This window comes from Candidatus Neoehrlichia procyonis str. RAC413, from assembly GCF_000964795.1.
Lineage (GTDB): Bacteria > Pseudomonadota > Alphaproteobacteria > Rickettsiales > Anaplasmataceae > Neoehrlichia > Neoehrlichia procyonis.
In genome coordinates this window covers 1-21,650 of record NZ_LANX01000001.1, presented here as the reverse complement: position 1 = coordinate 21,650, position 21,650 = coordinate 1, and the positions used below count along the sequence as shown (strand labels likewise).

The 21,650-nt window shown below is 27.2% G+C and carries 15 protein-coding genes; 9 read left to right on the top strand and 6 right to left on the bottom strand.

The window, feature by feature from the left end:
* Positions 1-437 precede the first annotated feature (437 nt).
* Positions 438-4,073 (top strand): glycoside hydrolase/phage tail family protein, encoded by a 3,636-nt coding sequence (locus NLO413_RS00070; RefSeq protein ID WP_045808536.1) that lies wholly within the window; start codon positions 438-440, stop codon positions 4,071-4,073.
* 316 nt (positions 4,074-4,389) lie between these two features.
* Positions 4,390-5,712, top strand: a complete 1,323-nt coding sequence (miaB, locus tag NLO413_RS00065; RefSeq protein WP_045808535.1) for a tRNA (N6-isopentenyl adenosine(37)-C2)-methylthiotransferase MiaB — start codon at positions 4,390-4,392, stop codon at positions 5,710-5,712.
* A 727-nt stretch (positions 5,713-6,439) separates the two neighbouring features.
* Here the strand turns inward: miaB and NLO413_RS00060 are convergent.
* From NLO413_RS00060 to NLO413_RS00050, 3 genes are all read right to left on the bottom strand, one after another.
* Complete coding sequence (locus tag NLO413_RS00060) at positions 6,440-7,654, bottom strand: MFS transporter (RefSeq protein ID WP_045808534.1); 1,215 nt, start codon at positions 7,652-7,654, stop codon at positions 6,440-6,442.
* A 67-nt stretch (positions 7,655-7,721) separates the two neighbouring features.
* The gene (gene ubiB / locus NLO413_RS00055) at positions 7,722-9,170 is read right to left on the bottom strand and encodes a 2-polyprenylphenol 6-hydroxylase (RefSeq protein WP_045808533.1); all 1,449 of its coding nucleotides are present in this window, start codon (positions 9,168-9,170) and stop codon (positions 7,722-7,724) included.
* On the bottom strand, positions 9,163-9,843 hold the full coding sequence (locus tag NLO413_RS00050) for a metal ABC transporter ATP-binding protein (protein ID WP_045808532.1): 681 nt from the start codon (positions 9,841-9,843) through the stop codon (positions 9,163-9,165). Before NLO413_RS00050 ends, ubiB begins: the two co-directional genes overlap by 8 nt.
* Positions 9,844-9,892: 49 nt before the next feature.
* Here NLO413_RS00050 and NLO413_RS00045 point away from each other — a divergent pair, with 49 nt between their 5' ends.
* Positions 9,893-10,759, top strand: a complete 867-nt coding sequence (locus NLO413_RS00045) for a metal ABC transporter substrate-binding protein (protein ID WP_045808531.1) — start codon at positions 9,893-9,895, stop codon at positions 10,757-10,759.
* A gap of 424 nt (positions 10,760-11,183) precedes the next feature.
* Here the strand turns inward: NLO413_RS00045 and recR are convergent, their stop codons facing one another.
* The 3 genes from recR to NLO413_RS00030 form a co-directional block, all read right to left on the bottom strand.
* A complete protein-coding gene (gene recR / locus NLO413_RS00040) occupies positions 11,184-11,771 on the bottom strand; it encodes a recombination mediator RecR (RefSeq protein ID WP_045809320.1) in 588 nt (195 codons plus the stop codon).
* A gap of 378 nt (positions 11,772-12,149) precedes the next feature.
* Positions 12,150-12,323 carry a twin-arginine translocase TatA gene (gene tatA / locus NLO413_RS00035; RefSeq protein WP_045808530.1) on the bottom strand — a complete coding sequence of 58 codons (174 nt, stop codon included), beginning with the start codon at positions 12,321-12,323 and terminating at the stop codon, positions 12,150-12,152.
* Between the two features lie 20 nt (positions 12,324-12,343).
* Positions 12,344-13,366: an ABC transporter ATP-binding protein gene (locus NLO413_RS00030; protein WP_045808529.1), complete on the bottom strand. Its 1,023-nt coding sequence runs from the start codon at positions 13,364-13,366 to the stop codon at positions 12,344-12,346.
* Positions 13,367-14,464: 1,098 nt separating this feature from the next.
* Between NLO413_RS00030 and NLO413_RS00025 the strand changes: the two genes are divergently transcribed.
* The 6 genes from NLO413_RS00025 to NLO413_RS04825 all read left to right on the top strand — a co-directional run bounded on the left by NLO413_RS00025 (position 14,465) and on the right by NLO413_RS04825 (position 21,646).
* Positions 14,465-14,923 (top strand): protein-disulfide reductase DsbD domain-containing protein, encoded by a 459-nt coding sequence (locus NLO413_RS00025; RefSeq protein ID WP_198138883.1) that lies wholly within the window; start codon positions 14,465-14,467, stop codon positions 14,921-14,923.
* 68 nt (positions 14,924-14,991) lie between these two features.
* Complete coding sequence (locus NLO413_RS00020) at positions 14,992-15,657, top strand: glutathione S-transferase family protein (protein ID WP_045808527.1); 666 nt, start codon at positions 14,992-14,994, stop codon at positions 15,655-15,657.
* A gap of 220 nt (positions 15,658-15,877) precedes the next feature.
* The gene (locus NLO413_RS00015; RefSeq protein WP_045809319.1) at positions 15,878-16,603 is read left to right on the top strand and encodes a biotin--[acetyl-CoA-carboxylase] ligase; all 726 of its coding nucleotides are present in this window, start codon (positions 15,878-15,880) and stop codon (positions 16,601-16,603) included.
* 474 nt (positions 16,604-17,077) lie between these two features.
* Positions 17,078-19,066: a Cpg1 family polymorphic protein gene (cpg1, locus tag NLO413_RS00010; protein WP_045808526.1), complete on the top strand. Its 1,989-nt coding sequence runs from the start codon at positions 17,078-17,080 to the stop codon at positions 19,064-19,066.
* 285 nt (positions 19,067-19,351) lie between these two features.
* Entirely contained in the window at positions 19,352-21,310 is a 1,959-nt protein-coding gene (gene cpg1 / locus NLO413_RS00005) for a Cpg1 family polymorphic protein (RefSeq protein ID WP_045808525.1), read from the top strand.
* 174 nt (positions 21,311-21,484) lie between these two features.
* Positions 21,485-21,646, top strand: coding sequence for a hypothetical protein (locus NLO413_RS04825; RefSeq protein ID WP_156965543.1), 162 nt, complete (start codon positions 21,485-21,487; stop codon positions 21,644-21,646).
* Positions 21,647-21,650 lie beyond the last annotated feature (4 nt).

The window sequence follows — 21,650 nt, the reverse complement described above, 5'->3', positions numbered from 1 at the left end:
TCTTAACAAAGATAGTTAATACTTACTTAAACGTATTAAATTTTCACACATAACTATTTGCTACAACTTAAAATATTACCTATAAATATATCAATAGTGCATAACATAACATTTAGCTCTATAGCTATTATTTTAGTAACAATCTTTATTATAACGCTACCAACATAATTAATATTTGACTCACAAAAAGAGCATTTATGTTTAGTTTCATAGAACAAACATGCTAAAATAAAGCATTATGATAAACATTTAATCCTTAGCAATCTATCTTATATTAAATAAAATATCATAGTAAATAGCATTACATGTAAATCATAATATTTATTATAAAAAATAAAAATTTGTAACTAGTATATAATAATACTCATCACAAATAGTACAATTATTACTTTTATCTACTCTTCACGCATACATTTCCCAAGTCAAACAGGAGCTTTATGTCCACACTAGTATTATCTACTATTGAAAAAAACTTCGATAGCAACACAACAGGCACAATTGGCTCCTTTATAGGAGAAGCAATAGGTAACATTATAGGTGCAAATATAGATGCAGAAGCATTTCAATTTACAAAAGAATCCTATACCCAATCTGCTACACTAAAAAATTTAAATATTCAAACATCTGTATATGGAAAAATAATACCTATAATATATGGTACAATGCGCATAGCTGGTAATATAATATGGGCACAACCCATAAAAGAAGTTAGCCATGATGATATATACATAACAAATAATCCTACCTCTACTACTTCTTCTCATCATCTAATAAATTACAGTTATTATGCAACCTTAGCAATTGCTATATGTTCTGGTCCAGTAAAAAAAATATTAAAAATATGGGCTAATACAAAGCTACTAAATATTGATGAGATAAATTATCGATTTTATCATGGCACTGAAATACAAGAACCAGACCCTTTAATACTGTCTATTCAAAAGCATGCACCAGCATACCGAGGAATATCTTATATAGTAATAGAAGATTTTCCTCTAAAAAATTACAATAATTCAATTCCTAACTTTACATTTGAAATAATGTCATATCCCAATAATTTTTTCAATACAAATCATGTTACACAAAAAATTGAAAACATACATATTATTCCAGGATCTGGAGAATTTATATACGATACAAAAATACAAATGAAAATCCCTGTAGAAAAAATTGGAGAAGAATATATACCATATGGGATTGCTAATAGAATAAATCATAACAACAATTTTGGACAATCAGATGCTCTTACATCTTTAGATCAACTTAAAGAAGATCTACCAAATATAAAATGGGTATCCGTAGTAGTTAATTGGTATACAGATAGCCTAGATATAAAAAATTGCAATATATATCCTGCTGTAGAATTCAAAAACGATGCCAAAACAATCCCTGATGATTGGAACGTAGCTAACATTACTAGAAATAATGCAAAAATTATTTCTAAAAATGATGATAATTTAACATATGGAGGTACCGTCAATGATGCTTCATTAATAAGGTATATACATGAACTTAAAAAACGCGGATATAAAATATTATTATATCCTCTATTACTGATAGATACAAAAGAAAAAACTTCACGTAGTAGCCTAGGCGGCAACATCGAATATATTAATAATTTTTTTAAAAATCAATATAATCCCTTTATTATGCACTATTGTACACTAACTAAAGGCCTAATAGATGCCTTCATAATCGGATCAGAACTTGTTAATATTACTCAAATTGCAGATACAAACAACCTTTATCCAGGAATTGATGAGCTAATAGCACTAGCAAAATACGCTAAAAATATTCTAGGAGACTCAACAATAATAACTTATGCAGCAAATTATAATGAGTATCATTCGCATAATAAGTACTACAACATGGATAAACTATGGGCATCTCAATACATAGATGTAGTAGGGATAAATGCATATTTCCCTTTAACTGATGCTCCACAACCAATACAAGGATTTACTGTAAATGATATAATTCACGCTTGGAAAAGCGGTGAAGGATACGACTACTTCTATTTAAATAAGAAAAAAAAAATTTATACAAATAGTGAATTTAGCTGGAAAAACATTCTCTACTGGTGGAGTAATAATCATACTAACCCCAACGGTAATAAAACTTTATGGATTCCTAAAATGAAGAAAATATGGTTTACTGAATATGGATTTCCAAGCATAGATAATTGTACAAATCAACCAAATATTATACGTGATTATAATATCATTAACTATCATTACCCTACTATTTCAAATAAACATGTTGATTTTTCTGCTCAAAAAATTGCTATACAAGGTACTCTAGAAACTTGGAAATCATCTGAAATGATAGAAAAAATGTTTCTTTGGGGATGGGACGCAAGACCATATCCTAGTTTTCCTAATATGCAAGACAATTGGCATGATACAAAAAATTGGGAAACAGGATATTGGATAGAAGGGAAAATCACACTAATAACACTTGCAGATATTATACAAGATATACTATACAAAGTTAACTTAAGCAATGATTCATTCACTATTACAAATTTACACAATACTGTAGAAGGATATACTATTGCTTCATACCAATCAGTACAATCAATTCTTAAAGATTTACAAGATATTTATCGTTTTAACATTATAGAAGAAAACAATAAGCTCATTATTGCACAAGATAACCATCAGAATATAACAAAAATCCCCTTAGAAGATATTATACCTAATAAAAATAATTCTCAAAATGTTATCAGCATAATAAATAACACTGAGTTCATCAATAAAATAAACCTACTATATATTAGCAAGCAACCAAATTACCAAATAAAATTAAAATACTCTGAATTACAAAATAATTCCACAAATGCTACAAAAACCTTACACACCACATTAGTACTAGAAGACACCTATGCTCAAAGCATTACCGATAATATCTTGTATAGCATAGTCAATAAAAAGTGTATATTTAAATTTACATTACCTATAAAATATATTTTTTTAAGCACATCAGATATAATAGAAATTACAATAAACGACATATTATACTTGCTAAAAATCACAAATATTGAACTTAATAATTTATCCATATTTATTGAAGGATATACACCATACCTTATCAATAATAACATTTACTTAAAAACACACCTATCAATACTAACATCACATACTATTAATCACATCAGCAATATTGACCTAATGGTTCTAGACTTACCATGCATTAATAATACTACAGAAAACTCCTTATATTTTGCAGTTAATAGAACTGAACTTCATTGGAAAGGAGGTATCATCTATGCCAATAATTATAAAAATCAATATAATCCCATACTACACATAGTACATGAAACAATAACGGGAATTTCATTAAATACATTAGAAGTAGGCCCAGAAGCAATACCGGATGAACAAAACATTATAATTATATTACTTAAAACAGGAAATTTATATAATATAAGCAATTTATCATTACTAGATGGTAATAATACTGCATTACTTGGACAAGAAATAATACAATTCAAAAACGCACAATTAATAGAAACTAATAAATATAAACTTACTTATTTACTAAGAGGAAGATATGGTACAGAAAAGTATATATATCAACATAAAAGCGGTGAACATTTCATTCTCCTTCATAACCTTATTCATTTAAAAATGAACATGTCATTAATCAATAAACTATTATCATATAAGGCTGTATCATATGGACAAACAATTAGCGATGCAAAAGCAGTACAACATTTATATAATGCAAAAAGCTTAAAGCCTTTATCAGTAGTTCACGTAAACACATTCTTTGACGCAAACAAAAATTTACACATTAGTTGGATACGAAGAGCCCGCATTAATGCACAGTGGCTAGACAATATAGATGTGCCATTAGATGAACAATATGAAAAGTATGATATAGAAATTATCAACAATATAGGGAAAATTATACGTACATTTACAATAACAAATAAAACAACTTTTACATATGCTATATCACAAAAAATAAAAGATTTTGGGCATTCAAAATTCCAAATACAAATTAATATTTACCAATTATCAGCAATAGTAGGAAAAGGAGAAAGTAGCACTATACAATTATACTACTAACAACAAAGTTGTTACCAAAATTACAATCATTTAATATATGAACTATAAATATATTAAAATATAAAAACAAAATATTCAGTAATAGACAACACCAAAACTCTTAAAATTTCACTTAACATTTATACATACTATGGGTATTAATTACACTGCTACAGTATGTTACTGCCTTACTATCTTAATTTTATAAAATAGGAAATACAGCCAAAAATAATACAGCATTACAAAATCAATGATACTTATAAACAGTCATTGTATTTAATGTGAAGATATATATAATCATAATAAATTTTACATTAACAAGCAGTAACTTTAAAATATGCAAGGTTTATACATAAAATCGTATGGGTGTCAAATGAATGTATATGACTCCCTAATAATGCAAAACATTGTTAAACCTCTTGGCTTTACAGTAGTAACACAACCATTAGATGCAGATATCATTATCCTTAATACTTGCCATATTAGAGAAAAAGCCTCAGAAAAATTATACTCAGAACTAGGTCAAATACGAAAATTACAAAAGAAACCTATTATTGTTGTTGCCGGATGTGTAGCACAAGCTGAAGGAAAAGAAATTTTCGAAAGAGCACCATTCATTGATATAATAGTTGGCCCACAAAGCTTACATACACTTCCTGAGCTAATTATAAAAATTCAAAGAAGTAAAGGCCGTTACATCAATATAGAATTTCCTGTTATTTCTAAATTTGACTCACTACCAGTAAGTCAATACACAAAGGATCAAGGAATTTCTGCATTTATATCAGTGCAGGAAGGATGCGATAAATTTTGTACATTTTGTGTTGTACCTTATACGCGAGGTGCAGAATATTCCCGTACAGTAGAAGAAATACTGCAAGAAACAGAAGTTCTAGCTGATAATGGTGCACAAGAAATCACTTTAATAGGACAAAACGTCAATGCATATCATGGAACACACAAAGGTAACCCATGTGATTTAGGCATGCTTATTCAGCATATTGCAAAAATAAAAAATATCAAAAGAATAAGATACACAACATCTCATCCACGTGATATGCATACATCACTTTATGATGCACATAAATATGAACCAAAACTAATGCCTTTTGTCCATCTGCCAATACAATCTGGATCTAATAAAGTGCTACGCAAAATGAATAGAAAGCATACTTATGAAGAATACATTGATATTATAGAAACCTTAAAAAATTGTCGTAAAGATATTGCTTTTTCATCCGACTTTATAGTTGGTTTCCCAGAAGAAACAGAACAAGATTTTGAAGAAACAATAAAGCTAGTAAAAACAGTAACATTTGCACAAGCTTATAGCTTTAAGTATAGTCCAAGACCAGGTACACCTGGAGCAGAATATATAAATCAAGTACCAGAAAGTGAAAAAAGTAAGCGCTTATCAAGACTACAAAAATTACTTTTTCAACAACAATTATCTTTTAACAAGGAAACCGTTGGAAAAACTATTTCTGTACTTTTTGGCCAAAGAAAAGGTAAATTTAACAATCAAATAATAGGTAAAACTCCACATATGCAGTCTGTATATATTACAACAGAAACACCAGAATACTACTATAATAAGATCATTAATGTAAAAATACTAAATGGATATCAAAATAGCCTTGAAGGAGAAATTGTAAAATAACAGCATACTTATATTAATTGTAACATCGCATAACTTAATATAATATTAAACAGTCATGTACATAAATTAGCATTTTGGTTCCTAGCTAAAAATGAAGTACTAGCACTAGTTTATAAATATAATTATTAATATCAGATCCTTATTCAAAATATCTTTATCTACATTCAAACAACAAACACAAATAAGTAAATTTCTTAAATTGATTATTTTTAACATTTAATTTTTTTATTATACGTCATCACATAATCTGCATGATTTAAAATACACAACAGCTATGGTACGATTCAAACAACTACAAAACATAAAAAAAGCACCACAAAATAAATCAATGGTACCTTAAATAAGGTATTAAAAGATCACTTTTTAATATTATAAATAATATTGAATAAAGCACCTATAGCTTACTACTTTGTTCTTTTTAAAGATAACCTTAAATATATCATTAAATATCATAGTAAAATGCTTCAACATTCTCTTTATATTAATGAAAGCATTTAAATAAATGCTCAGTGTATATTTGATACTTAATATAAGTTACCTACTTAAAGATTATTTTATAATTATCTCGTAATCAATAATGTTCAAATTATCATTAACCCTTAATATAACTTATGTTAAGTAAATATAAATTTTAATGTTCTGCATGATATAAGCAATACTTTTGACTATATGAAATACTTAATCAATTTTTATGATAAAGTATACAATAACAAAAAAAATTACGTAACTAAAAAGAACTTCTTATATTTAGTGAAGTATTACGTATAGAAAAAAATGCTGCTATAATATATAATAATAATGATAATATTGAAAATATTAATATAATTAAAGATATATCATAATAAATAGCTAACATCATCACTACTAATATTATTAAACCACTCATTATACACATACATCCATTAATAATAGCGCAAGCAGTTGATATCTTATATAAACTTACAGCATTTGATCCAATAACAAATGCGATCATATGTCCACCCGAAGCAAATCCAAATAACCACGCAATACTATAATATATATATATTAAATATTGATTTTCAATTTTATAATTAATCATTAATAAAAAAATTAAGCTACAGCACTGTATTACACTAAATACTAAAAAGGTAAATTTTTTATCACGAAAATAATTAGAAATCCAACAAGAAACGGGGGATCCTATAGAAAACCCTACCCACATATATGATAAAGTAATTGCTAAAAATTCATTAGAATAAATATTAATCTTATACCACAAAAACGTACTACATGAAAAAAACATACCAAAAGAAATACTTCCTAATGCAGATATTAACCATATTGCTTTCACTATTGATACATCATAAATATTACATAAACATTGCCTAACAACATCATATAATATAACATTACGTTGACAATTATATCCTCTTGGATTACTTACCACACACAATGTTAAAATACACACTATGCCTTGCAATACTATATTACAAGTAGTCAGCAACCTAAAATTACTTATAGAGACCCAATGTAAAAACACAATAGCATTAAACATCGCATATGATAAACTATAAATCATTTGTGCTAAACCAAACATTACTCCATAATATGATGAAAAGAATCTTCTACTGACATAGCCGATACCAATAAAAGTAAAGGATGCACCAAAAGTTAAAAAAAATTGAGATAAAAACAGCATAACAAAAAATAAATTAGTACTGATAAATACTTGTAAAATCATTCCTATCAAAGAACAAAATGATGCTAATGCTATAGTAATTTTTATACCAAAATAATCTATCAATGATCCAGAAAAGAGCTGAAATATGGAAAAAAAAAGCATATGCACAAATAATAAATATGCAACTTTTAAATCACTGTAAAACACTACTTTTCCAAAGACAGCATAAAGCCACTCAAAACTACCTATGCAAACAAAGAATAATACTATTACTAACCAATTTACTAAAGATTTATTCATATAAACAATTTTTTCAAAATCGAAATAGAACTTCCTACTGTAAATATACTTTTATATATTAAAAATATTATCCAATAATAATCTTCATAATAAGTACAATTATTATAAAAATATATACAAAACTTATATTACGTTTTTTAGCATCATTGTATTTCAAATCCTGATAACTAATAATTACATCTAAGCTTCTATCTATTTTCTGAATCAATAGTGGAATATCTTGTACTGTTTTATATAAGCAGGAACTCTTCAACTTTTTTATGCATTTATTGCTATTATATTCACTACAATCTTTCATCCACAACTCAACTATCTGCCACACATTAACATGTGGAGACAATTGTCGACATAATCCCTCTACTAACACCATAGTTTTCTGTAACAATAAAAGTTGTGGTTGTACTTTCATATTAAAATCAGAAGTTACTTTAAATAGCTGAGCTAACAATTTAGCCATCGATATACTTTGTACATTTTTTCCAGCTATTGGCTCCCCTATTGCACAACAAGCAGTCACAAAGTTATCATATCTTTCAGAAACATATCCAGCTTTATAATGAATGTCAGCTACATATTTATAATCTCTACGCAAAAACCCCAATAATATTTCTGACACATACATACATGTCATTTCATCAAGTCTACCCATAATACCAAAATCTACAGCAATAATATTATTATTTTCATCTACCATTAGATTACCTGGATGCATATCAGCATGAAAAAACTTATCCCTATATACTTGATTACAAAAACAAAAAATTAAATTCTTGACAACATCATTATGGTTTTTTATTTTATCTACTTCATATATAGAGGTAGCATCTATCCACTCGGACGTTAAAACATGCTTCGTAGTTCTGCTCCAATCTATCTCTGGAACATAAAAATTATCACCACTTCTAATGTTTCTTTTCAGCTCTTCTGCGTTAGCTGCCTCAAAACGTAAATCTAGTTCTAATTTACAAATTTCAGAAAACATTTTCACAAGTTCTAAAATTTGAAATCTACGCAAACTTTTAAAATTATAAGTTAGATTTGCTAACCAAAACATTAATTTAATATCTGTATCAAACACTTTATCAATATTTGGTCTCAAAATCTTAACTGCTTTTATCTTACCGTCCGCAGTTATAGCTTTATGAACTTGAGCTATAGATGCTGCAGCTATTGGACTTCTACTTAAACTACAGAATATATTTTCTACTTTACAACAAAAATCATTTTCTATAACACTAACAGCTTCATAATATGAAAATGATGGTAACTTATCACATAAAAATAATAAATTTGACGCTATATCTTCTCCTACTATATCTACTCTAGCAGATAGTGACTGTCCAAATTTAATAAATACGGGTCCTAACTTCTGTAATACAATTTTAATCTTTTGACCTTGAGTTTTGCAGCGTATTGACTTTTTTGATAAAAAATAAGTGTAAGGCAATATATTATATCGCACTAATAAGATAAGTATCTTAAACAATCGTATTATGTTAACAACACTACTAAACATATGTTGGAAATAAATTTAGAAAATTTTTATTGCTAGTAATTTCACTAGGATAACCATCACAATAAATTTTATGATTAATACATATAACACGATTTGAATGCGACATGATACTACGTAAGTCATGAGATGTCATAATAATACTTAAATGATACATATCAACTAAATTATAAATTAATTTATAAAAAACATCTTTTGCATTTACATCCATACAACTCACTGGCTCGTCTAAAATTATTAAATCAGGTTCCATCATTAAACACCTTGCTAAAAGCACTAATTGTAATTCTCCTGTAGATATCTCAGATATTTGCCGTTTTAATATCTTTGCAATATTAACATGTTCTAAAATATTGTCTAAATTTTGTGTTTGCACCTTTTTAGAATAACTATTAAGCAAAAAGTATTCTATTGTCATCGGTATTAAATAGTTCATACTAAAGTGTTGTGGTAAATATCCTATTGTTAATTTCTTGCTATATTGCACTGAGCCATAATAATTCTTATATATTCCTATTAAAATACGAACCAATGAGGTCTTTCCTCCTCCATTAGGGCCTAATATAGTAACTATTTCACCTGATTTTATGGAAAAACTCACATCATCAATAACTTTTTCTTGTCCATAAAAAAATAACAAATTGTTAACAGTTAGGATATATTGATTGACTTGCATTTTGCTATATGTAACTTATTATAACATTTATAAATTTTTTATTAAATTTATGCATCATATATTTTTTTTTATTATTGCTTTATTACTACCTGTTACAGGATATACCACACATAAAATCACAGCAACTATAAATCCCATACATTCCCTAGTAAGTGCTGTTAGTTATGGAATTACAAAGCCTGCTTTGTTAATACAAAATGCCACACAAATACATAATTACATATTAAAACCATCAGATATATTAAAAATAAACTCTAGTGATATCATATTTTATATAGATGATAAGCTTGAACATTTTATACCAAAAATAAAAAACAAAATTCTTATTAAACTTTCAAGTTGCGTACCACTACTACCCGTACGAAATGTACCACATGTGTCAAACTATAATAAAGACCTACATATATGGTTAAGTCCTAGTAATGCAAAAAAAATAGTAAAAAGAATTTGTGATGTATTAACAGAATATGATCCACAAAATGCTTTTACGTATGCAAATAATACTAGTATAGTACTATCAAAAATTGATCAATTAAGTCACAACATTAATAATATACTCCGTAATGTAAAAGATCTTCCTTACGTTACCACACACGATGCATATCAATATTTTGAAAAGTACTTTGAGTTAAATTTTGCTGGATCTTTATCACCAAGTGATTCAACAAATATTAGTGCAAAAACATTAAGCAATATTACAAAGACAATTATCAAACATAATATCAAATGCATTTTTACTGAATCACAAACCAGCAAAAATAAGTATAAGATACTCAGTAAACATGCAAGTATACAAATACTTGATCTTCTAGGAAACAATAAGTATCAAGGAAAAGATGCATACTTTAAAATGATGCATAATCTTGCAATTACATTCAAACAATGCTTCCTGAAAAACAGCAATAATAGAATTTAAACTCTTTCTATTCTTCATATTAGCATTATAATACATAAAATAACCAAATACCATCTTATACCTAACTATATACAAAACTTTTAAATTCATATTACATACAAACAATCACTAATAAGCATTTCAAAACTTACTCCCAATACAATTAAACATAAATAATCATTCTTCAATCTATAGTATATCCTCAACATATTGCAACAATACATCCTATAATATAATTATAGTATTCCTAGTATTCACACTATTTATGGATATTAGAAAATCTAGATTCAGATCTGTTATGTGGAAAAATGATATAATTCACTATCTTCCTACTACATAATATTACTCAACGCTTTATATATATCTACTACTTTTATTTTTATTAAAAAATATTATGTATGAAATCTTAATATAATATTCTCAAAAGCATATGAATCATTTGATACTATGATATCACATATCTTGATGATAATGCTGCACTCAATGTTCCTTCATCAAGGTAGTCTATTTCTCCTCCAGCAGGAATACCGCATGCAAGTCTAGTAACCTTCACTCCAGAATCTTTAACAATTTGAGTTATATAATGAGATGTCACTTGCCCATCCATAGTATTACTAGTTGCAATTATTACTTCTCTAATATTATACTTTTTTATTCTATATATAATATTACCAAAATTTAAATTCTCAGGACCAACACCATAAAGAGCCGAAAGCACTCCCCCTAAAACATGGTACGTACCAAAGTATATTTTACCCTTTTCAAATGCCCAAAGATCATCTAATTCTTCTACAATACATAAAACCTGTTTATCACGTTTTACATCAGAGCAAATCGCACATGGTGATGCAACATCCATATTAAAACATATTTCACATTCCTTTATTTGCATTGCCAATTTCTCTATACTACGGGCCAAAGGCAACATTATATCCTTTTTATTTCTCAACAAATACAACACAAGCCTTCTAGAAGATGAAGGACCAAGGTTTGGTAACTTTGCAAATAAATAAATTAATTTATGAATATCCATATTATTAAAATAATACTCTACCTTTAGTATTTTCAGTGCTATTAATAATAAACAACCACATAAATCTATATTAATACACTCTTCAAAAACTTCAACGTAAGATTTATGCAGTACTCTCACCAATTCATTTTTATACATTAATTAAATGACTACTATTAAAGAAAAACATATTCTTTTGTAAGTCATTAATATTCTTATAATAAACACATAACAGCTATTCAAAAACTCAATTGCACATAACTATTAAAATAATAAGTAAGCACTACTTATTAATAATATAACATCCAAATACAAAACAGAGGCATCTTCTCCAATATTTTATAATTACAAATATTAACAATATTAGCAAATCACTAAAGAAAAAATATATAAATAAAGCTAATGATCTGATTCATCGTTTGTAGTAGATGTAATCTTAGGATCTTTTAGTTCACTTTTTAAATTACGAATGCCCTTTCCTAACTCACCCATAACTTGAGGTAACTTCCCTGCCCCAAAGAGTACTAAAATTATTATTAATATTAAAAAAATTTGCCATGGACCTAAAGTCATAAAAATTCCCTCCCTATAAACTACAACTTGAACAATAAAACTTGATCTATATTCAACGATACAAAAATATTATCACCTATTTTTGGTAATACTGCACCTGAAAATCTCATCCAATAAAGATTATCTTTACTGCCAACACACAGCATATTACAAAAAAATTTTACGAATTTTACGATTACTTTTACGCCAACACCATACTGCTGAGGAATTATTGCTTCAGGTCTAATACAAACCATAACATTATCTCCTTCATTAAAAGTAGTCGGGATTTTCCCTATTGATAAATGTACACTTTTGTTAACTACTTTAGAATAAAAGCAATTAACTTCACCAAAAAATTGAGCAAGTATATGATTTTTAGGGTTATAATAAACTTCACTAGCTGTACCAGATTGAACTATATATCCATCAGACATTACATAAATTTTATCAGCAACTTCTAATGCTTCCTCTGGATCATGCGTTACAAGTACAACAGTAATATTATGCTGCTTTAAAATTAATAATATATGCTTTCTGATCTTTAATTTCAACATTGTATCAAGATTTGAAAAAGGCTCATCAAATAACATAATATCTGGCTGCTGAGCAATTGCTCTGATTATAGTGATAAGCTGTTGTTGACCTCCAGATAACATATGCGGATATACATCTTTATAATGTTCCATATTTATAGATGCTAGCATTTCTAAAGCAATACTCACTTTTTGTGATCCTGAAACATCTCTAATAGCAAACATTACATTTTCAATAACAGTTTGATGAGGAAAAAGTGATGGATGTTGAAAAATTAAACCAATATTCCTATTCTCTGTTGGTACAAAAACTTTTTCATTTGCTATCACCTTATTATTAATACATATTGAACCACTTTGTAATTTCTCTAAACCCGATATTAACCTTAAAATTGTTGATTTTCCACAACCAGAAGGTCCAAGCAAGCAAATAACGTCTCCTTTTTTACAAGAAATATTAATGTTATCTAATAAAAATTTACTTTTCCTATATCTATGAGAAACATCACTTAATTGCAATCCAACCATCTATTACCATTTCAATTAATATGAACAATCAGCTATTTATTATAGCAAAAAATGCACACACTTTCAAAAAAGTTATAAACTACAAAAACACTATAAATAACAATAAACAACTTTCCAGCATAGAAAACAATTAAAGCTTAAAATATTTTAATACAATACCATTTAATCACTTTATTTGTTACTGTTACCTGCACTACTGATATTGGTGTAATAAAGTTACAAAAATGCTTTTAAGGTAGCGGATATACCAAAAACAAATCTTATCTTTAGATGAAACTATCATAATATTAAACGTAAAAAATACACACTTAATGAAAATCTACAGCATAACAAACACAAAAATCATAATATACACAACAATAATTCTAATCAAATCATTTAAATAATAACTAGCTATAACTAATATCTTAATTGTAACACATTTTTGCATAAGGCTAATACAATTAGCCTGAAATATATAATACTGTTTTTTCCTATAAATGCATTAGTAGTATTACCATCAAGTTTATATTGTATTTACATTTCAGCATTTTGATAGACATGTACCATAAGCGCTTTGCAAAATTTAGGCCATACTATCTTCAAATTAAGCTATTTAAAGCTAAACAAAGAAAACATAATTATATTTTTGGTCAATTTTTTCAAAACTTGTAATAATACCACCTTTATAAAGCTATAATAATATCAAACTAACTATATTAAATTAGCTGATTAATAATAACCCCAATATAAATCTTTTACAAGAATCATAAATATTTAGTTTATTATGTATTTTATAGTATACTTTACATTTTTATCACATAGTAGACATACTAAGCTTTTTTTTAGTAATACTAGTATTATTGATGCTTCATTAAAAAAAATGGCTTCCTCATCACCTTTATGAGAAAGGAATACGTAGTTATATAAAAGAGATAGTAAATAATGGAATAATTAATAGTTGGATTATATATATACAGCAAGTCAATTCTATAATAAATACAATTTTACACTATTCAGTTTACAAACTATAATATTATAAATATAAAATGTTCTTGGTACTTTATAATAAGCGTATAAGTAATGAAAAAACTTTTCCTTACATTGATAATAATTCTTATGCTACATGAAAATTCTTATGCACAAGATTACGGTAATTTAGTAAATGTTAACTTTATTCTAGGCTCTGTAAAAAAATCAAATATCGTTGCTGGAATAAAATTCACAATTAAAAAAGGATGGCATATTTATTATAAAGATCCGGGAGATATAGGATTACCAACAACATTTACTTGGACAAATAATATAAAAACCTTTAACTTACATTGGCCTAACCCTTCACAGCACATAGATAAAATTAATAATCAGAATTTTTACAGCAATATTTATACTGGAACTATAATATTTCCTATATCATTCACAACTCAAGATAATCAAATTATAGAATTAAAAATTAGTTATGCAGTATGCAAAAGTATATGTATACCTAAAAGTCATACATTAACACTTAACAAACTTCCAAAAGATTTTTCAGATCAAAAAACCCTCAACTTGATTAACAAATGGAAAAATCAGTAAATTAAAAACCAATTGTATCATCTACTTAAATATGATATAAGCTTACCACAGATGCATAAACTCACCATATGGATATATTATATCATTTTCCTTTGTGCCCTTTTTCAAGAAAGGTTCGTGTTTTTTTAAAAGAAAAAAAAATTAATTTTAGTCTTATTGAAGAAAATCCATGGAAAAAAAGAGAAGAATTTATAAAAATTAACCCTGTATGTCAAGTACCAGTACTTATTAATAACCAAAATATAATCATAGATAGTCAAGCAATATGCGAGTATATTGAAGAAACACATGATAATTCCGCACTACTTGGTGGGTCACCATATAAAAAGTCAGAGGTACGCAAATTAATTTCTTGGATTGACTACAAATTCTATCATGAAGTAACAAAATATGTAATTAGTGAAAAAATTGCCAAGTATTATATACAAAATAAAAGTCCAGATTCCAGATTTTTAAGAGCAGCTATGTACAATTTACAATCTCATATTAAATATATAGAACATTTAATTCACACAAATGGCTGGCTAGTATCACACGAATTTACACTTGCAGATATTACTTTATCTGCACATATTTCAGTATTAGATTACATTGATACCTTTCCATGGAATATTAGTAATACAGTTAAAGAATGGTACTCTTTAATAAAGTCCAGGTCATCATTTGCACCAATACTACATGATAAAATTTCAGGATTTACTCCACCTATGCATTATCCTCAATTAGATTTCTGACATTTATAATAACCTATTTTTACTAAAATTAAAATACATCTCCATTTATATCTTTAATAAATTTAAATTAATAACAGGACTTTTTTAGAAAAGCTATTATTTGTAAATAATACAAAAAACTCTTTTGAGAGATATTACCTAGAACACTACAAATCACTAATTTTTGCTATTCAATTATTAAGAATTTACTATAATATAGATAATGTATCAATCACTAATTATGCACAATAACAATATACCAGATGGATATTATATATATCATTACGATATTTTATACAGTACTAATGAAGAAGCAATTATTTTAGCAGAACGAGGAGCACATGATGGTACAGTAATTATTTCTGATGAACAAATTGCAGGAACTGGAAAATACGGAAGAAAGTGGCACTCTCCTAAAGGCAATTTTTATTGCAGTATTGTCATAACACAAAACATTGAACTTGCCCCACTACAGTTTATTACATCAATTGCTATCGAAAAAACTTTAAATCAAGTACTCAATCAAAAAATATGTCCTGACATAAGTTATAAATGGCCAAATGACATCTTAGTTAATAAAAAAAAGATATCCGGAACATTGATACATAAGAAAACTCCTTCCACAGGCTGGTCAATAGTAGGTATAGGAATAAATATGTATAATTCCCCGTCTTATGCAACTTCAATTATTGATCACAATCCTAATTATAGACTATCAAATTTACAATTTTTAAAACTATTTCTTAAACATTTTCACGCTTTAAGACAAAATTTTCTAAAAAACGGGTTTCAAAATATAAGAAAATTGTGGCTTAAAAAAGCTTATTTACTAGATCTTCCTATACAGATTAAGACATATGATCAAAAAATCTACAGTGGTATATTTTCAACAATAGATAAAGAAGGAAACATTATTATAAAAAATGATAGCGAAACCTTAAAAATTGGATATGGAGAAATCTTTTAAGTTACAAATATATAAAATTCATGAAAAGCATTTTACATTTATTATCCATTTCCTTCTATATAACAATATAAAAACTTAACTACACTCAAAATCATCATAATTATCATGATGTATTAACATGCATTATATAACTTTCTCAATGAATAAACTTACATAAAGCAAATCTTTTAACTTAATAATACAACAAAATTTGAGCAGCACTTAAAAGTTGATAAGCATAGCTATTTAATTTAATATTTTCATCTATAAATAATAAGTGCTATGCTATACACATCAAAAAAACTAACAAATCTATTTAGCTTTTTAGTAAAACATTAACTAAAAATAACAACCTTCATAAATAAAAAATAATTCCCAAAATTAGTAAGTTCTAGCTAAACAATAACACAATATAAATCCTAATATTTTTTCTACTGTTGTTTAATATCTTAATATATGTTACTATATACAATATAAAGTGTGTTTCCAAAATATATGCGAAAAAGATTTAACCCCCTTGAAGAAAAAATATTTAACGCTATAGAAGCAATTATCAATAAACAATTAGATCATGGCTTTTTTATAAACATGCTTGAAAAGTTAGTAACAAACAAGCCAAGAGATAGTCATAATATTGCTATATTGATTACAGATCAAGTATTAAGTATCGTAATTAACGAAAAATATGGGTACATACCTACTGAGACTTTTTCAAGTGTAACTAACTATTTAGACAAATTATTTATTGATAAACTTAGTTCCGGTATGCATCATGAACTAGTTAATTTATTTAAAGAGCTAGATAGACACGTAACCTTACATCCAACAGAATTTCAACTAAATAGCCTTAATGCATACATTAATTTTATTAATCAACATACAGATCCTACACAAATTAATGCATTAATTCGTTCTTCAGCAAAATTATTAAGAAAAAACAACCTTTGCATATTAACAAAAAAGTGGTTCTTAATGCGAGCATTGGCAAGAGCTATTATGAATGAACATGTTCTATATAATAATAATAAAGCACAACAAGAACTTACAGATGAATTTCATGCATATGACAACTTAGTATTTTATTTTCAACATCGTGATAAGATTCTAGATGAACAGTTAAAAGCTGAACAAAGTTTTAAAGAACATTATTCTATTCTTAATAAATTCTTAAAATTTACCACAAATGCTTTAAAAAAGTTTTCATATATGTTATCAATACATGCTGCATGTACACTTTCAATATTCATGGTACGTATTGTTTCCACAGCAAAATTCAATGATTTTTTAGAAAGAAATTCTTTATCACAATCTTGCCTAACTCACATTAGTTTTACTACCATTTCTTGCGCAGATTTTGATCTTGAAGCATATCCACAACATGGGACAGATACATCACTTACTATTATTCCTAGAATAATAGCATCAATATATTTTTTTTTCTCTATACCAAAAATTTTGTTCTTTCTTAGCAAAATACGTATAGCACCATTTTATAAACCTATCATCACACCTTATTCTGTTGCAGTTGGAATAAGACTGGTATCAAACATTGCACTCCAATGCATTGATACATTTCCTAGTCAAGGTTTTATAAAATGGTATGTACTCAGATCTTATACACCATCAGAAATAATAGAAAATTCTCAAAAAATAAAAATAGTCCATATTATGGCATTGCAATCAGGCTCAAAGCATTATAATACACAATTTATTTTACATCGGAAATATATTATCTCTGCGTTTATATGTTCAATTATATTTGAATATGTAAGCGCATCTATTTTTCCAAGCCTAAACATACTAACAAAATATATACGTTTATTAGCTACCATATTGCCATATATACATAATATAAATTCATATGGTGCTCCATATCATCCCTCAGTTTCAAAATATATAGCATTTGACATGATAAGATGCATGTCTTCTACTATTGCATTATCACTATTGGAAGTCATAGACAATGTAAAGTACTCAAATTTAATGTTAGCATGCCACGTTCTAGCTACACTATATTCGGACATAAAATGCGGCACAATAATGGAAGAATTATTTAATAATCAAGTCACAGTAACTTGTTTACAACATCTAAGAAATTCTAGAGAACTAGTAAATTATTATAGTACGTCTTTAAAATATGAAAATGAAACAGAAGAACAGCACGGCAATTCTGTAATAAATTATATTAATATACCAAATTCAACACAATGCAGCACAATAATGGAAGAGTTATCTAATAATCAAGTCATAGTAACTTGTTTACAACATCTAAAACATTCTAGAGAACCAGTAAATTATTATAGTACGTCTTTAAAATATGAAAATGAAACAGAAAAACAGCACACCAATTCTGTGATAAATTGTATTAATATATCAGATTCAGCACAAATACTACCACACAATACAGAAGAAGAACAGTATAATATACCCACATTATGTAGCACAAACATCACCATACAATCAAGATACCAATATCACAGATGATGATTGTGCTTTAATATTTGATGATATACATTATGCTAATACATTAGCTCCTCAAAACATGTACTATGATCATTTATATACTCTAGATACACCACTATAATATCCATTACACAAATTAACTTACAATCATATCGTCACATAACAACAATTACAGAATATAAAACTTTCAATATCCAAAATAGTAGCAAATTTAGATCACTTACAAAAATTATAAAACTTTCTTTTTCTATTGTAAAAAATTTAACATATGTTATTATTTAGTTAAAGTGTGTATATTTTAACCTTATGATAAAAAAGTTTAATCCCCTTGACAAAAAAGCATATAGTACCATACGCAATGTTATCAAACAAAAAATAAACCACGGCATTTTCATTAACACTTTTGAAAAAATATTTACAAATAAGCCAAAAGATAGTCATAGTATTGCTGTACTAATTACAGAAAAAGTATTAAATATTGCAATCAACGATACATATGGATACATACCTACTCAAAACTTTTTGAACGCATTAGAACATTTAGAAAGTGATTTCATTGCTCAACTTAGATCCGAAATGCAGCATGAGCTGGTTGAATTATTTTATGCGTTAGATCAATATGTTACATTACATCCATCCGAATTTAGATTAAATCAACTTAGCGAATATATGGACTTTGTTACAGAAAATGTACATCCTATGAATATTAATACATTAATTATATCTGCAAAAAAGTTATTAAAAAAAGATAATCTTTGTATATTAACAAAAAAATGGTTCTTAATGCGAGCATTAGCAACAGCTATTGTAAATTCCTATGACAACAATAATTACATTACCGAACAACAAAAGCTTTTTATTGAATTTAATGCATACAATAACTTAACAACTTATTTCCAGCAACGCGATAAAATTTTAGATGTACAGTTAAAAGCAAAAGAAGATTTTAAAGAAACACATCCCATAATAAATAAATTATTAGATGTAACTCAAAGCTTTTTTAATAAATTCCCATATATGCCACAAATGTACTCTATATGCATATTTACAATATTCACAATACGTGCTACTACTATAGCAAAATTTCAAGATTTTATCACAAGAAATAATAAAACAACCTGCTTTCTTCCAAACGCTAACTCTGAGTCTTATCAACGAAATGCATGTGAGAGTTTTGATTTTGATGAATACTTTCCAATGTACAGCGGCATAATTAATTCATCATCTGTTATTGTAACTACATCACTAGCAGTATTGTGTTTGTTTTTTAGTGTACCACAAATGTTGTTTGCTAAATCCTACTATAATTTTATAAAAGATAAAGTATCCAGAACAAGAACCAATGAGTCATCATACAATCCTTTTTTTATTACACTAATGCTAAGATGGGCTTCAAATGTTGTAATACAACTTGCTGCCTTAATACATAACAAATATTTTAATATGGTAGTGGTTTGGTATATAGTAAGAACTTTCGTACCATTAGGAATAATGGAAAATTCTCAAAAAACAAAAGAACTTTATGATACTCTACTTATAAGTAGCACAAAAACAAATAATCCACAATTTATTTTGCGTTGGAAATATGTAGTTCTATCATCTGCTGCTACGGTTATACTTGAATATACATCACAAGTTTGCAAATCTTTCGGGTATCAAGCAATATATTACATGATTGGAATGCCATTAAAATTTGCACGTGCACTTGCTATTGTAGTACCTTACTTAGTAAATAGACACTACAATAAGATTGAATACAACCCTTCAATGTCAAGGTATATGGCGCTAGACTTGATAAGAAGCCTATCTAGCCCTATAGTATTACCGTTGTTGGATAATATACAAACAACAAGGTATATCAGTTTAGTATCAGCATACGATATTCTATCTACAGTATATTCAGATACACAGTGTAGCATAATAATAAAAGAGGCACACAATAGTAAAGTTATAATGTATCATATAAAAAGCTTAACGACTAATAATACACCTATTTCTCCGAATACTCCTGCTCATGTACCTTCAGAGTTATTTTATATTAATCACCAACCATATAATTATCAAGAATTACCCCAAGATGAACACACAGTTGCTGATGAAAATACTAATAGTAATGCTCTTAACAGCAACAGAAAGCCCATTTATACAAAAAGCTGTCATTTACGTCATCATGGATCCCCCCCCCCTCTATCTTCTTTTTTAGAAAACACATACATCATGCATCCTGCATTAATGCATTATAACCCTGCAATAAATAATCGCTAAAACTTAATTATGTACTAAAGTTACAAATAATAAACTCATGCTAGTTCTTTAGTACAGAAAATTATATACACTCATTGCTTTACCTAAAATTATAAATTAGGAATAATATGTATAAAATTAAGAAATAGTTAATAATACTTATATTAAAACTCTTCCTATTACCAAGTAAGAAAATTGTGGCTTAAAAAAGCTTATTTACTAGATCTTCCTATACAGATTAAGACATATGATCAAAAAATCTACAGCGGTATATTTTCAATAATAGATAAAGAAGGAAACATTATTATAAAAAATGATAGCGAAACCTTAAAAATTGGATATGGAGAAATCTTTTAAGTTA